The organism is Shewanella sp. ISTPL2 (assembly GCF_013283205.1).
Taxonomy (GTDB): domain Bacteria; phylum Pseudomonadota; class Gammaproteobacteria; order Enterobacterales; family Shewanellaceae; genus Shewanella; species Shewanella oncorhynchi.
In genome coordinates this window covers 1595113-1610382 of sequence record NZ_JAAPAV010000001.1, presented here as the reverse complement: position 1 = coordinate 1610382, position 15270 = coordinate 1595113, and the positions used below count along the sequence as shown (strand labels likewise).

At 45.5% G+C, this 15270-nt stretch carries 14 protein-coding genes; 8 read left to right on the top strand and 6 right to left on the bottom strand.

The genetic code is table 11. The features are described from left to right. Positions 1-65 precede the first annotated feature (65 nt). From HUB64_RS07220 to efp, 5 genes are all read left to right on the top strand, one after another. A complete protein-coding gene (locus HUB64_RS07220) occupies positions 66-287 on the top strand; it encodes a DUF2788 domain-containing protein (RefSeq protein WP_006081578.1) in 222 nt (73 codons plus the stop codon). A gap of 10 nt (positions 288-297) precedes the next feature. Then, positions 298-570: a LexA regulated protein gene (gene ybfE / locus HUB64_RS07215; protein ID WP_006081577.1), complete on the top strand. Its 273-nt coding sequence runs from the start codon at positions 298-300 to the stop codon at positions 568-570. 54 nt (positions 571-624) lie between these two features. Beyond that, positions 625-1152, top strand: coding sequence for a flavodoxin FldA (gene fldA, locus HUB64_RS07210; RefSeq protein ID WP_006081576.1), 528 nt, complete (start codon positions 625-627; stop codon positions 1150-1152). 86 nt (positions 1153-1238) lie between these two features. Beyond that, complete coding sequence (earP, locus tag HUB64_RS07205; protein WP_028759989.1) at positions 1239-2420, top strand: elongation factor P maturation arginine rhamnosyltransferase EarP; 1182 nt, start codon at positions 1239-1241, stop codon at positions 2418-2420. 45 nt (positions 2421-2465) lie between these two features. Continuing rightward, positions 2466-3026: an elongation factor P gene (efp, locus tag HUB64_RS07200; RefSeq protein ID WP_105252465.1), complete on the top strand. Its 561-nt coding sequence runs from the start codon at positions 2466-2468 to the stop codon at positions 3024-3026. A gap of 132 nt (positions 3027-3158) precedes the next feature. Here efp and HUB64_RS07195 read toward each other — a convergent pair whose 3' ends face one another. Continuing rightward, positions 3159-4493 carry a glutamine synthetase family protein gene (locus tag HUB64_RS07195; RefSeq protein ID WP_173244944.1) on the bottom strand — a complete coding sequence of 445 codons (1335 nt, stop codon included), beginning with the start codon at positions 4491-4493 and terminating at the stop codon, positions 3159-3161. A 296-nt stretch (positions 4494-4789) separates the two neighbouring features. Beyond that, a complete protein-coding gene (locus tag HUB64_RS07190) occupies positions 4790-6172 on the bottom strand; it encodes a Na+/H+ antiporter NhaC family protein (RefSeq protein WP_173244947.1) in 1383 nt (460 codons plus the stop codon). 753 nt (positions 6173-6925) lie between these two features. Between HUB64_RS07190 and HUB64_RS07185 the strand changes: the two genes are divergently transcribed. The 3 genes from HUB64_RS07185 to HUB64_RS07175 all read left to right on the top strand — a co-directional run bounded on the left by HUB64_RS07185 (position 6926) and on the right by HUB64_RS07175 (position 10312). Next, positions 6926-8140, top strand: a complete 1215-nt coding sequence (locus HUB64_RS07185) for a pyridoxal phosphate-dependent aminotransferase (protein ID WP_131524175.1) — start codon at positions 6926-6928, stop codon at positions 8138-8140. Between the two features lie 209 nt (positions 8141-8349). Beyond that, complete coding sequence (gene yfbR / locus HUB64_RS07180) at positions 8350-8937, top strand: 5'-deoxynucleotidase (protein WP_173244950.1); 588 nt, start codon at positions 8350-8352, stop codon at positions 8935-8937. A gap of 25 nt (positions 8938-8962) precedes the next feature. Beyond that, positions 8963-10312, top strand: a complete 1350-nt coding sequence (locus tag HUB64_RS07175; RefSeq protein ID WP_173244953.1) for an anti-phage deoxyguanosine triphosphatase — start codon at positions 8963-8965, stop codon at positions 10310-10312. 190 nt (positions 10313-10502) lie between these two features. On the opposite strand, the gene HUB64_RS07170 is transcribed toward HUB64_RS07175, so the two are convergent. The 4 genes from HUB64_RS07170 to zwf are packed head-to-tail and all read right to left on the bottom strand — an operon-like array spanning position 10503 to position 15196. After that, a complete protein-coding gene (locus HUB64_RS07170; RefSeq protein WP_028759995.1) occupies positions 10503-11144 on the bottom strand; it encodes a bifunctional 4-hydroxy-2-oxoglutarate aldolase/2-dehydro-3-deoxy-phosphogluconate aldolase in 642 nt (213 codons plus the stop codon). A gap of 20 nt (positions 11145-11164) precedes the next feature. Then, positions 11165-12991 (bottom strand): phosphogluconate dehydratase, encoded by a 1827-nt coding sequence (gene edd, locus HUB64_RS07165; RefSeq protein ID WP_028759996.1) that lies wholly within the window; start codon positions 12989-12991, stop codon positions 11165-11167. Positions 12992-13015: 24 nt separating this feature from the next. Continuing rightward, positions 13016-13714: a 6-phosphogluconolactonase gene (gene pgl, locus HUB64_RS07160; protein ID WP_105252460.1), complete on the bottom strand. Its 699-nt coding sequence runs from the start codon at positions 13712-13714 to the stop codon at positions 13016-13018. 9 nt (positions 13715-13723) lie between these two features. Further along, positions 13724-15196 (bottom strand): glucose-6-phosphate dehydrogenase, encoded by a 1473-nt coding sequence (zwf, locus tag HUB64_RS07155; RefSeq protein ID WP_028759998.1) that lies wholly within the window; start codon positions 15194-15196, stop codon positions 13724-13726. Between the last annotated feature and the right edge of the window lie 74 nt (positions 15197-15270).

Below are 15270 nucleotides of genomic sequence, written 5' to 3'. Positions count from 1 at the left end.
GCCATCTTGTTGTGATATATTCGCGCCTCTTTTGGCCTTAGAACACTCTCAAGGACTAAGAAAGTATGTTATCTCAGTACATGGAACAAATTGAAACCATCGGCCTGAACCTGTTTTTTGCCTCGATATTTTTCTTTATCGGCATGGCCATCCACGATGTGCTTAAACAAGGTAACGTGCCAAAATTTGGTCGATTTATTGTTTGGTTAGTGTTATTTCTCGGCTGCGCCGGGTTTATTGTAAAAGGTATTATCCAGATCACTTGGGAAGGCTCAGGGATCGGTTAACAATAAGAACATGGCAAAAGAAGCGACAGACAGAACCACTATTGACCTTTTTGCCAACGAAAAGCGCCGGGGCCGACCACGTAGCAATCCTTTGTCCCGTAGCCAACAGCTTAAGGTCAACAAACGCAATCAAATCCAGCGCGATAAAGCCAACGGATTAAAGCGAATAGAGTTAAAGGTGTCACAAGATTTGTATGACGCCTTGAATGAGCAGGCATTGGCCAGTAACATCAGCCGTAGCCAGTTAATCGAATTAATTCTTCAGCAACAAGTTGAGTGCTGAACGAGTACCAGCAAGATTAACCTAATAAGTGAACTAGACATTAAAGGATAGACAATGGCAACTGTAGGTCTTTTTTTCGGTAGCGACACAGGTAACACCGAAGCTGTAGCCAAGATGATCCAGAAAAAACTGGGTAAAAAAATGGTTGAGGTGAAAGATATCGCCAAAAGTACCAAAGAACAGATTGCAGAGTATGACTTGCTGCTGTTCGGCATCCCGACCTGGTATTACGGTGAAGCGCAATGTGACTGGGATGATTTCTTCCCTGAATTAGAGCAAATTGATTTTACTGACAAACTTGTCGCTATTTTTGGTTGTGGTGATCAAGAAGATTACGCTGAGTACTTCCTTGATGCCATGGGCATGGTTGGCGATATTGTTCAGGCCCGTGGTGGTATCATCATCGGCCATTGGCCAACTGCAAGCTACAATTTTGAAGCCTCTAAAGGTCAAGTCGATGACGACCACTTTATTGGTTTAGGTATCGATGAAGATCGCCAGCCAGAGCTGACTGAAGAACGTGTTGATGCTTGGGTTAAGCAAATTTACGAAGAAATGTGTTTAGCTGAATTAGAAGATTAATTCTGTTAACCATTTGATTAAAGCGGCTTTAACGCCGCTTTTTTTATGCATATATTTCTGACTAAGAATAACGACATACCACACTCATGAGCAACACACCTCGCTCCAATCATTGGGATATTTTTTGCACCGTCGTTGATAACTATGGCGATATTGGCGTCACTTGGCGTTTAGCCAAACAAATAGCCAATGAGTATCAGATCCCCGTTAATTTGTGGGTCGACGACCTCGCAAGCTTCTCGCATATCTTACCGACACTCGATCCACTAAAAGCCACTCAAACCTTCAATGGTGTGAATATTATTCATTGGAAAGAGCCTTTACCTATAGAGTTTGTCGCAGGAGCAGTGCTCATCGAAGCCTTTGCCTGTGAACTCCCCGAACAGGTAAAAGAGCAGCTGGCTTATTTACATCAGAACGCCCCAAAATCTGTACCTGTTTGGCTGAATTTAGAGTATTTAAGCGCAGAGGATTGGGTTGAAGGCTGCCATGGTTTGCCATCGTTACAAGCCAATGGTTTGAAAAAGTATTTCTACTTTCCCGGTTTTAGCGCCAAAACGGGTGGACTCATTTGCGAGCAAAATTTGTTTGCAGAGCGTGATGCTTGGCAAGCTGATACTGCCAATAAATTGCAGCTTTTTACTGATCTAGGTCTTAAGGACATTCAGGCACAAGACACAGTGATTAGCGTTTTTAGCTATGAGACCGAGGCGCTACCCGCATTATGTGAGTTATGGCAGCAATCGGTAGAAAAAATCCATGCGCTGCTCCCAAAGGGGCGTAGCTTAAACAGTCTGACACATTTACTGCCCTGTGAGATTGCCGATCTAGTGCCGGGTCAACAGATAAATCATGGTAATTTAACCCTGCACATTTTACCTATGACAGACCAACAGGGGTTTGATCGCCTGCTCTGGAGCTGTGATTTTAATATCGTGCGCGGTGAAGATTCCTTTTTACGTGCCCAATGGGCCGCAAAACCCTTCATTTGGCACATTTATCCCCAAGAAGATGATTATCACCTCGTAAAATTAGAAGCTTTTCTCAAACTTTACTGCGATAATCTGCCACCTAAAATTGCTTGTTATTGGTCTGAATTGAATCTCGCGTTCAACCAAGCACAGCAATCAGCCGTGAGCCTTCACTGGCAAAACCTTAATCCTGTTAATTTGCCCTTGTTGCATCACCATGCTAAACAATGGCCAATTAATGCATTAAATGCTGCAGATCTCGCTACTCGACTAGTTCAGTTCGTTAAAAACAGCTAAGATACTGCGCGAAAACAGAAAAATCTAAATATAGGAAATAGTGTAATGAAAACTGCTCATGAAATCCGTCCTGGTAACGTGATCATGTTAGATGGCAGCCCATGGGTTGTGCAGAAAACTGAAACAACTCGTTCTGGCCGTAACGCTGCTATCGTTAAGTTAAAGTTGAAAAACTTACTGCTTAACTCTGGTACTGAAACGACTTTCAAAGGTGAAGATAAGTTAGAAGACATCATCTTAGATCGTCTTGACTGCACATATTCTTACTTTGCAGATCCTATGTTTGTATTCATGGATGCAGAATACAACCAATACGACGTAGAAGCTGAAAACCTAGGTGATGCAGCGGCTTATATCGTTGATGGTATGGAAGAAACTTGCCAAGTGACTTTCTATGATGGCAAAGCTATCTCTGTTGAAATGCCAACCACTATCGTACGTGAAGTGATCTACACTGAGCCTTCAGCTCGTGGCGATACTTCAGGTAAAGTGATGAAGCCAGCGACTATCACTGGCGGTGGCACAGTGAGTGTTGCTGACTTCGTGAAAGTAGGCGACAAAATTGAAATCGACACTCGTACTGGTGAATTCAAGAAGCGCGTTTAATCGCCCTTCTCGTTTCCAGACACAGAAAAGCCAGTGCTTGCACTGGCTTTTTTGTTGCTGTTTTTTTAGTGATGTGTCGAGTCACTCAAGGGAATAGGTGTTATCCAGCAAAATCCCCTCATTAAATAAGCGTTAGCATTGCGGCCCTAAGAAACGTCGCTCCCAAGCCCCTATCTCACTCAAATAACTTTGGAATTCAATTTCCTTCACCGATACAAAGCCAGTGACAAAATCGTCCCCGAGTAAGCGTCGTGCCGAATCACTTTGGCGCATTTGCGTTAACGCAGCTAAAAATGTCTGCGCTAGGTCATGGCTGCTATCGTAGGCGCTCCCTGTTTCTGGTGCACTTGGCGATAATTTTTCTTCCATTCCGGCAAGGCCCGCAGCCAAAGATGCGGCAATCATCAGGTACGGATTAGCATCGGCGCCCGCAATACGATTCTCTACCCGTCTCGCTACAGGAGCACTTAATGGCACACGTAAGCCAGTGGTGCGATTATCAACGCCCCAACTTAAATTAATCGGCGCTTGACTGCCGGAAATATAACGTCTAAATGAATTGATATTGGGTGCGAATAACAACATTAAATCAGGTAGATACTTTTGTAATCCGCCGATGTAGTGGTGAAAACGGTCAGTGTCGCTACCATCAGCATGGCTGAAAATATTATTACCTTTATCATCGATGACACTTTGATGTAAATGCATAGAACTGCCGGGTTGCCCCGCTATGGGTTTTGCCATAAAAATTGCATTCAAGCCATGTTTAATGGCGATTTCTTTCGCCGCGTATTTAAACATAAAGGCTTGATCCGCTAAGGCCAGCGGATCGCCATGCACTAGGTTAATTTCATATTGCGATAGCCCCATTTCATGGATCCAAGTATCACCTTTAATCCCAATCGCATCGATGGCGGCATTAAACTCATCCCAAAATGGTGCGAGTTCATTGAGCATATTCATGCTAAACGCGGATTGACCATTTTCAGCTCGGCCACTTTTTGAAATGGGTGCCTGATACGGCACACTCGGATCGGTATTCGATTCAGTCAGATAAAACTCAATCTCAGGGGCCACCACGGGCGTTAACCCAAGGGCTTGGTAACGGGCCAATACATTTTTTAACATAGAGCGCGGCGCAAATGGACATAAATTGCCATCCAGTAATACGCAGTCATGGATGGCAAATGCGCGCGGCACTGTGCTCCATGGGATCATCTTGAGAGTGCTGTAATCGGGGACGAGTAAAAGATCAGGATCAGCATCAGGGAAAACAGGATCGTAGGAATACTCACCGGTAATCGCCTGCATCGAAATCGCTTGGGCAATACGTAATTCAGCACCCTGAGCAAAACTTCGGGCTGGCATAAGCTTTCCCCTTGGATAGCCTGAAATATCAGGGAATAAACATTCGACATCACGTATTGTGCCGTGCTCGAAAAACGCAGTAAGAAGAGTTGAGTCCATTTGATTCGTTTGCCACTAATGTTGAAAATAATGCCCTGAAGGATGCAAAGTATAATCAGGCTTTGATTTGAAAAGCTACATGGCGACGATGAAATATGTAAAATATAAATGACAATTTCGTAAAATATAATTTGACATCAGTTGAAAATATTCATTTAACAGTGTAATCGTGTTTATTCTAGTTCAAACCTCATCACTCTTTACTCACCTTTTACTCACTCTAGCCGCCTAACCCCATTACGGCAGACATTAAAAAACCAGCCGTAGCTGGTTTCTTATATTAATCGTGACAGAAGTTATGCAATCACAATAAAGCCGATAAATGCTATTACTGCTGCGATAAGCGTATAAGGTAACTGAGTCACAGCATGGCTCACTAAGTTACAACCTGAGCCTTGGGCGGCCAATACGGTTGAATCTGAGTAGAAGCACGCTTGGCTACCAAATGATGATGCAGACAATAAGGCCCCAATGACTAATGGGATGTCCGCCCCAACCGCTTGCGCTAATGGCATCACGATAGGAATCGTCACGGCAAATATACCCCAGCTCGAACCTGTGGCAAACGCGAGTATAGCCATAGATAAGAACACTACCGCAGGCAGCAATTTAGGTGTCATAAATGGGCTTAATGATTCAATGACATACTGCGGCAGTAATAACTGATCGCACACATCCTTAAACACAAACGCCGCAATCACAGTGCTAATGGCTGGTAGCATGCTTTTAAAGCCATCGATCATTTGGTCCATCATCTCTGAAAATGGCATCAAACGCTGCACTGCATAATAAGGAATCGTGATAACTAAGGTCGCCAGCAAGCCTTTCCACACGTCGATATCAAAGTACACGGTAAAGGCAACTAACAAACCAATAGGCACTAAAAAGTTATGCAGTTTGCCCTGATTATCGGCGTGCTTAAATTCCTCTTCTATGGCTTTAACCGCATATTCATCCGAAGTTTGCACTTGGTCGAAATCCACTTGCGCTTCAGCGGGTTCACCTTGGGCAGCGCGCAGCTGCGCAGCCTTCATTGGACCAATGGCGGGCACAATACCTAATGCGACAAGTAGCACCATAGCCACAGCTAACCAAGCATAAAGCATGTAAGGAATAGCTTGCATATAAACTGCAATGCCTTGACCTTCGGCTGCCACACCGTTATCCACCAGTAATCCACCAAAAAATACCGCCCAAGTCGATAATGGCACTAACACGCACACGGGCGCGGCGGTGGAGTCCACGACATAGGCGAGCATTTCACGGGACACTTTAAATTTATCCGTTACACGCTTCATGGTTTCACCCACGGTCAACGCATTGAGATAGTCATCGATAAAAATCACGATCCCAAGGATAAATGTCATTAATAGGGAAGATTTAGGTCCTTTCGCCAATTTAAGTGCATTGCGGCCAAACGCTAATGCGCCGCCAGTTCGTACTAAAAGTGCGATGAGCGCACCAAAACCACCACACACCAGAATCAACCAACCTATGGTTTCATCGGCCATAACCTTCAATGACACACTAGCAAAATTGTTTAAGACTTGACTGGGATCGAGTAACAGGAAACCGGTTACCGCACCTATGATCAAAGATAAAATAGGACGGCGTAACCAAATAGCTAACACCAATACCACCAAAGGTGGAATGAGACTTAACGCTGTCGGTTCAGACATGCACTTAGGTCCTCTAAATAAATCGCCTAAAAGGCAAATGGTTTTAGAATAACGTCTGAAATCAACACGATTTAGAACGTCAACACAGCTGCTTCATGATGACTAACCCTGAAGATAAAACCCGCGAATTGCTTGCTATCTAAGGTGCCTTGCCAAAAACATCGCGCAGAAAATAAAGCGCATCGAATATTGAGTCAACTATAAATTTAACTTGATAGAAAATAAATTTATTTCCCGCGAGACAATTTTACATAACCGTATAATCTAGAAGACTTTTAACGCGATTGTAACTTAAACATTTATGATCTTCTTAGCTTAATAAGCATTCAATAAATATGCCTAATTATCACAAGATAAAATGCCGCGGCATAAGTTTACCTTATCAAAAATATCTGACTAAAAATCAACCATTAAGTATCAGCTAAAATACATTTCCTTCTGTCACGATTGATATGGCTAATATAGAGAAATTAAATATGGGTCAGCTAATGAAAACGCATTTTCATCTTTCGAAATGAAAAAACATAAACAAGATTCCCCTACCAACCCAATAGATAAACAATCTTAAAATCATGCCAATGTCAGAACATAAAACTTGTGCAGATTTCTTTAATCGTCTGTTAAAGCATATTTAACTGAGGGATATTTATAAAAAAAGCGCAATTCTGTGCTTATCCCCCCTTTCATCTACAATGAAATTTCGTTATGGTGCGCTAACTTAAGCCAAAACTTTATGCATGTTCCGAGGTGTAAATGCGCCCTATCATCAAATCCAACAAGCTGGATACCGTTTGCTATGACATCCGCGGCCCAGTGCACAAGGAAGCCAGACGTTTAGAAGACGAGGGGCATCGAATCCTCAAACTCAACATTGGTAATCCGGCCCCCTTCGGTTTCGAAGCGCCTGAAGAAATTGTGCGCGATGTGATCCTCAATTTACCCAGTGCCCAAGGCTACTGTGAGTCAAAAGGATTATTCTCTGCCCGTAAGGCCATAGTGCAGCATTATCAAGCCCAAGGGATTTTTGGTGTCGATATCGAAGATATCTATATAGGTAACGGCGTTTCAGAACTCATTATGATGGCAATGCAAGGCCTGCTGAATACCGATGATGAGATCTTAATCCCCTCACCAGACTATCCCCTGTGGACAGCAGCGGCGAATCTCGCGGGCGGCAAGGCTGTGCATTATCGCTGCGATGAAGAAGCGGACTGGTTCCCCGATCTCAACGACATTAAAAGTAAAATTTCATCACGTACTCGCGGCATAGTGCTGATTAACCCGAACAACCCAACCGGAGCGGTATACAGCAGAGAATTACTGCTGCAAGTGGTTGAACTGTGTCGTCAACATGATCTGATCCTTTTTGCCGATGAAATTTACGATAAAATTTTATACGACGAAGCCAAGCATATTCCTGCTGCGGGTCTATCAGACGATATTTTAACTGTTACTTTTAACGGCTTATCAAAGGCTTATCGTGCAGCAGGATTTCGTGTTGGTTGGATGATGTTATCTGGCAATCTTAAGGCTGCTAAAAGTTACATCGAAGGCTTAGAAATGCTGTCCTCGATGCGCCTCTGTGCAAACGTGCCCAATCAACATGCAATTCAAACCGCGCTCGGCGGTTATCAGAGTATTAACGAGCTTATTTTGCCTAATGGCCGCCTCACAGTCCAAAGGGATGCCTGTTACGAATTGCTTAACCAAATTCCAGGTGTGAGCGTTAAAAAACCAAAGGGCGCACTCTATGCCTTTCCGAAACTGGATATGAAAAAATTCAATTTGCGGGATGATGAGCGTTTAGTGCTGGATTTGCTCAGAGAAAAGAAAATCCTGTTAGTCCATGGCAGCGCCTTTAACTGGCCTGAGCCCGATCATTTGCGAGTGGTTTTCTTGCCCTATAAAGAAGATCTGAAGAAAGCATTTACCGAGTTTGGGGCCTTCCTCGAAAACTATCGACAGTAAAATATCCCTTTAACGGTTTGAGACATAAAGCGATCCTAGTGGTCGCTTTATTTTTAGCTATTTCTTTAAATCCTCTACGCTCATGCTCACGTGTCATCCAAGGCTGTGATAATCTAAGACTTCACTAGCGTCAATACTGCCTACTCACTCGTTTCATGTCTTCCATTGCAGCTTGTCGCCTTCCGATTTCACTCTTTAGCAGGAAAACTATGAGTCACTTATTTGCCCATTTAGCTCGCATGAAACTGATCCAACGCTGGCCTTTGATGTACAACGTTCGCACTGAAAATGTTCAAGAACACTCGCTGCAAGTTGCCATGGTGGCCCATGCACTGGTGATCATCAGTAATAAGAAATTCGGCACGACGCTCGATCCCCATCAAGCCACGAGTCTGGCGATTTTTCACGATGCCAGTGAAATTCTCACGGGTGACTTACCGACGCCGGTAAAATACTTCAATAAAGAAATTGAAGCCGAGTATAAAAAGATTGAGGCGATTGCCGAGCAGCGCATGTTAGATATGGTACCTGAGGAATTTAAAGAAGATTATCGCAGTCTGTTCATCAGCGATTACGCCGACCCCGTTTACAAGACCATAGTGAAATCGGCTGATACTCTGTGTGCCTATCTTAAATGCCTTGAGGAAAACCGCGCTGGCAACAGTGAATTCAATACCGCCCGTAAGCGTCTCGAAGACATGCTGGCGACAAATCCAGATCCCGCAGTACAGTATTTTATAAGCTGCTTTGTGCCAAGTTTCACCTTGAATTTAGACGAAATTAACAAGATGCTTTGATTTTCCACTCTCGCTAGGAATGCATATGACTTCAAGTGTTTGGCAAGAACGCCGTCATGGTGAAGATAAACAACGGCGCTTTGATCACCGCAGCCCTTACCAAAGAGACAGGGCGCGTATTCTCCACTCGGCCGCCTTTCGCCGCCTTCAGGCCAAGACCCAAGTGCTCGGCGTTGGCATGAATGACTTCTATCGCACCCGATTAACCCACTCACTCGAAGTCTCGCAAATTGGCACCGGCATAGCTGCTCAGCTCAGACGTAAATATCCACAACATAAACAGCTGCTTTGCTCTATGAGCTTATTAGAGTCCCTGTGCTTGGCCCACGATATTGGTCATCCTCCCTTCGGCCACGGTGGCGAAGTCGCATTAAATTACATGATGCGCGACCACGGCGGTTTTGAAGGCAATGGCCAAACCTTTCGTATTTTATCGAAACTTGAGCCTTACACATTAGATTTCGGGATGAACTTATGTCGGCGTACCATGCTCGGGATTTTGAAATACCCTGCGCCGCACTCGAAGCTATTTGTCGCGGGTGAACATAATGAAATCACCAACCACAGACAGTTAAAACCGTCACAATGGCCGCCGGTTAAGGGCATTTTCGACGATGATAACGACATCTTCGCTTGGGTGCTTGAGCCTTTGTCTGAGGCGGATAGCCGTCGTTTTACATCAACTCAGCAAGGTTCACACCCCGCCCTGCACCACTATCCACATCTGCGAACCCAGTTTAAATCCTTCGATTGCTCGATTATGGAACTGGCAGATGACATCGCCTATGCGGTGCACGATCTCGAAGATGCGATTGTGATGGGCATAGTCACAGCGTCCCAGTGGCATCAAGATGTGGCGCCGACACTGACCAACAGCAGCGATGCGTGGATAAAACAAGAGCTGGCAGATATTGGCAACAAGCTGTTTTCCCATGAGCATCACCTACGTAAAGATGCCATAGGCACACTCGTTAATGGCTTTGTCACCGCTATTGTTATCTCAGAAGATGACGTGTTCGAAGAGCCATTATTACGCTTTAATGCGACGTTAGAGCCAGAATTTGCCATTGCGCTCAATGTGCTCAAGCAACTGGTTTATAAATACGTGATCCGTAAACCTGAGATCCAAATGCTCGAATATAAGGGCCAGCAGATTGTGATGGGATTATTCGAAGCCTTCGCTTCCGATCCCGAGCGTTTACTGCCACTGAACACCCAAGAGCGCTGGCGCGAAAGTGAGCAACAAGGCTTAAACAGTCACAGAGTGTTGGCGGACTATATTTCAGGGATGACAGATGAGTTTGCGGGGCGACTGTATCAACAGCTATTTAGCCCCAAAGCGGGCTCAAATGTGGAACTGAGCAAGGAAATGTAGGTAAGCAGACATTGCGCGGCCCGACTTGCTATAAAGCCAGACCGTTTGTAAATGTACGAGTTTCTATAAAAGCTAGACTTTCTACAGAGTCAGCGATCACAGCCGTTCTTTATCAAAATGCGAAAGATAAAAGACAAAAAACCACCTTGCGGTGGTTTTTATTTTGTCACTATTTCAAGTCAAGCTCGATTTATAAAGCGCCGATGGCATCTTTACAAAGTTGAGTGATACGATCCCAATCGCCGTGTTCCATTGCATCCGTTGGCGCAATCCAGCTACCACCAATACAATCGACGTTTTTCAGCGCTAAATAATCTTTATAGCTGCTTGGCGTAATGCCACCTGTTGGGCAGAAGCGAATATCCGCTAGCGGACCCGAGAAGGCTTTAAGAGCATCAACACCACCCGAAGCTTCAGCTGGGAAGAATTTAAAGTGGGTGTAACCGAGCGCCATCCCCGTCATCACTTCTGAAATGCTCGCAACCCCTGGAATTAAAGGGATTGGACCATGCATACCCGCTTTGAGCAGTTCAACCGTTGCGCCTGGGGTAATAATAAACTGCGCACCCGCGGCAATCGCAAGATCAAGCTGAGCTTCGTTTAAGATAGTCCCTGCGCCGACTAAGGCCTCAGGCACTTCTTTGGCGATTTTAGTGATAGCTTCGAGTGCACAAGGCGTACGCAAAGTCACTTCTAACACGCTAATGCCGCCGGCAACCAGTGCTCGCGCTAATGGTACCGCATGTTCAATCTTGTTAATCACCATAACAGGAACAATAGGGCTGCGTTTAAAAATATCTTGTGGCTGTAGTGACCAGTTATTCTCAAGCATTGCGTTATTCTTCCTTTGTATTAATAAAGTTCATCGATGGCATTAGTACAACGCGCACCAGTTTCTGGACTACTTAGATTTGAACGTAGCGCACTAAATAACTCGCGGCCCATGCCATAACGTGAGCGATGTAAATCCACTATTCCCGCTGCTCTGGTGGCAAGTTCAGCTTCAGATACAAGCAGGCTCAGTTCGCCTGTTAACGCATCGACACGGATCAAGTCGCCATCTTGGACTTTGGCAATTAAACCGCCATCTAAGGCTTCTGGCGTTAAGTGAATCGCCGCAGGGACTTTACCCGACGCGCCAGACATACGACCGTCAGTCAGCAGCGCGACTTTAAAACCTTTGTCCTGAAGCGTGCCTAATAATGGCGTTAATTTATGCAGCTCTGGCATACCGTTGGCTTTCGGGCCTTGACCTTTAACCACCACAACACAATCTCTATCCAGAGCACCGGCTTGGAACAAGGCATCGAGTTTGTTTTGATCGTCAATCACCACTGCGGGCGCTTCAACGACACGATGTTGTTCTTGTACTGCTGACACTTTGATCACAGCGCGGCCTAAGTTACCTTTGAGTAATTTTAAGCCACCATTGCCTTGGAAAGGTGATGCGACTGACGTTAACACTTCAGTATCTAAGCTAGTCGTTGGACCATCGACCCAGCGCAGTTCACCGTCGAGCAACCTTGGCTCTTGGGTATAACGGCGTAAACCAAAGCCCGCAACGGTATTCACATCTTCATGCAATAGACCCGCATCGAGCAATTCTTTGATTAAGTACGCCATGCCACCGGCTGCATGGAAATGATTAATATCGGCATGACCGTTTGGATACACGCGCGCCACTAATGGTACAGCATCGGATAATTCAGAAAAATCATCCCAGTTCACAATAATACCGGCAGCACGAGCCGCGGCGACAATGTGCATCGTCAAGTTAGTTGAACCGCCAGTAGCCAAAAGTGCCACAATGCCGTTAACCACAGATTTTTCGCTGACCACTTCACCGATTGGGGTATATTGAGTCCCCATTTCAGTTAAACGGCACACTTGCTTAGCCGCCATCTTATTTAACGCTTCGCGCAGTGGATCATCAGGATTAACAAAAGATGAACCAGGTAACTGCAGACCCATCACTTCAAGCATCAACTGATTCGAGTTTGCCGTGCCGTAGAAAGTACAGGTTCCTGCACTGTGGTAAGACTGGGCTTCTGCTTCGAGCAGCTGCGCGCGATCTACTTTACCTTGGGCAAATTGTTGACGAATACGGGCTTTTTCTTTGTTCGGGATACCTGATTTCATCGGCCCTGCCGGCACGAATAACATAGGTAAGTGACCAAAGCTTAAGGCACCGATAAGCAAACCTGGTACGATTTTATCGCAAATGCCGAGCAGTAAAGCGCCATCAAACATGTTGTGAGACAAGCCCACAGCCGTTGCCATCGCAATCACTTCACGACTCAGTAAGCTCAATTCCATACCGGGTTGACCTTGAGTCACACCGTCACACATGGCCGGAACACCGCCCGCCACTTGTGCAACACTGCCGACTTCCTGACAGGCTTTTTTAAGCAATTCAGGATAGCTTTCATAGGGTTGGTGCGCAGATAACATATCGTTAAATGCCGTCACTATGCCGATGTTCGCCTTATTCAATTGACGCAATGCATTTTTGTCGTCTGGATTACAGGCGGCAAAACCATGGGCTAAGTTGCCACAGCTCAATGAGCTACGGTGTACACCATGGTTACGGGCATCATTCAATGCGGCGAGATAACCTTCACGTGACGCTTTGCTACGGGCAATAATTCTGTCGGTAACAGCTTGAACTACTGAATGTATTTCTACTGAGTGCATAGTGACTCCTTAAGCGCTCCAGAACACATCAACGGGCGTTTTACGCTGCGCTAATACGGCTCTGATAGGCATAGCATGGACATCATCACTTTCTAACGCTTGACGATATACGGATAATTTTTGTTCCCCGACCAAGTGCAGGTAGATTTGTCTGCTGTTCAAAATCGCACTCTTAGAGAGCGTAATTCTGCCATGGGGCGCTGTGGTGGGGTTCGTCGCCACACACAGGGCTTGGGTTGTGAGCGCATTTTCAAGCTCTGCACTGCAGGGAAACCAAGAACAAGTATGACCATCGTTACCCATGCCTAACACCACCACATCAAAAGGACGTGGGAAGTTAGACAAGGACTCGGCGGCCATATCGGCGCCCGCTTCTGCGGTCGAAAACATGTTTTTTAAACCGCGGAATTTGGCATTCGCCGCACGGTTTTGTAATAAATGTTCACGCACGAGACGCTCATTAGAAGCATCGGCGTCGGCTTCAACCCAGCGCTCATCGGCAAGCGTGATATAAACATCACTCCAATCGATGGATTTCATGCTCAATAGTTGAAATAACTTAAGCGGCGTCGAACCACCGGAAACCACTAAGCTCGCTTTTCCGCGGGCATCGACGGCTTCCTGCAACTGGCTCGCAATTCTATTCGCAAGCTGTTGTTCTAACGCACTTGGCGTATCGAAAGATTTGAATACGGTTTCTTTAATCATCAAAGTCTCCTACTCGTCCCACGAACGGCCATCTTTGGTGATCAAAGCAACTGACGCAACTGGACCCCAAGTACCCGCAGGATAAGGTTTTGGTTTTTCGTTGCTTTGTTCCCACGATTGGATAATGCCATCCACCCAAGTCCATGCCTGCTCGACTTCGTCGCGGCGCACGAACAGCGCTTGATTACCGAGCATAGCTTCGAGTAATAGACGCTCGTAGGCATCAGCGATACGTTCATTTTTAAAGGTATCAGAGAAGCTCAAATCGAGTTTAGTGGTTTGTAGACGTTGTTTTTGCTCCAAACCTGGCACTTTGTTCATCATCTGGATTTCAACCCCTTCATGGGGCTGCAGACGGATCGTCAGCTTGTTCGGTGGCAGATTACGGTAGCTTGAGCGATATAAGTTATGCGGTGGGTTTTTAAAATACACCACAATTTCAGAGCTCTTAAACGGCATACGTTTACCGCTACGTAAATAGAAAGGCACGCCCGCCCAACGCCAGTTGTCGATATCCACACGAATAGCCACGAAGGTTTCTGTGTGTGATTGAAGGTTGGCGCCTTCTTCTTCTAAATAACCCGGTACTGGACTGCCCTTTAAGAAGCCTGCGCTGTACTGACCGCGTACGGTATTTTCATACACATTGTCAGAATTAATCGGACGCAGTGATTTAAGTACTTTAACTTTTTCATCACGGATACTGTCAGCGTCTAAGTTAACAGGTGGGTCCATGGCAACGAGCGTTAACACTTGCAGCAAATGGTTTTGGATCATGTCACGCATTTGACCCGCTTTGTCGAAGTAACCCCAACGGCCTTCGATACCCACTTCTTCTGCGACTGTGATCTGGACGTGGTCAATCGTACGGTTGTCCCACTTAGAGGCAAATAAAGAGTTCGCAAAACGCAGGGCAATCAAGTTCTGTACGGTTTCTTTACCTAAGTAATGGTCGATACGGTAAACCTGACGTTCTTTGAAGTAAGCGGAAACTTGGTCATTGATAACGCGAGAAGAGTCTAAATCTGAGCCGATGGGCTTTTCGAGCACCACGCGTGAATCTGGGTGGATAAGATCTTGTTCATGCAAACAACGGCAAATGTCGCCGAATATTGCAGGTGGCGTAGCAAAGTAACTGACCATAACGCGCTCTTCTGGTTTGAGCAGATCATGGAAGGCACTGTAGCCCGCTGAATCGGTAAAGTTAGTGCCTATATAGTGGCAGCGGGACAGAAAACGTTGGAGAGTCTCTTCGCACAAAGGCTCTTTCACGAAGGTGTTTAATGCAAGCGTGACTAATTCGATAAACTCATCTTGAGTAAACTCGTCTTTCGCGACACCGATCACTTTCGTATCTTTATCGAGAAGTTCAGCTTTATCTAGCTGGTATAAAGAAGGTAACAACTTGCGTCGTGCCAAATCGCCTTTAGTACCAAAGAGTACGAAGTCACAAGCTTTGGCGCCTGATGTTGTTTTGCCCATTGCGTTACGATCTCCTTTGTATGTCGTGTCCCTTCATGTCGATGAAGAAATCCACACTTTTGTTGTAATATAAC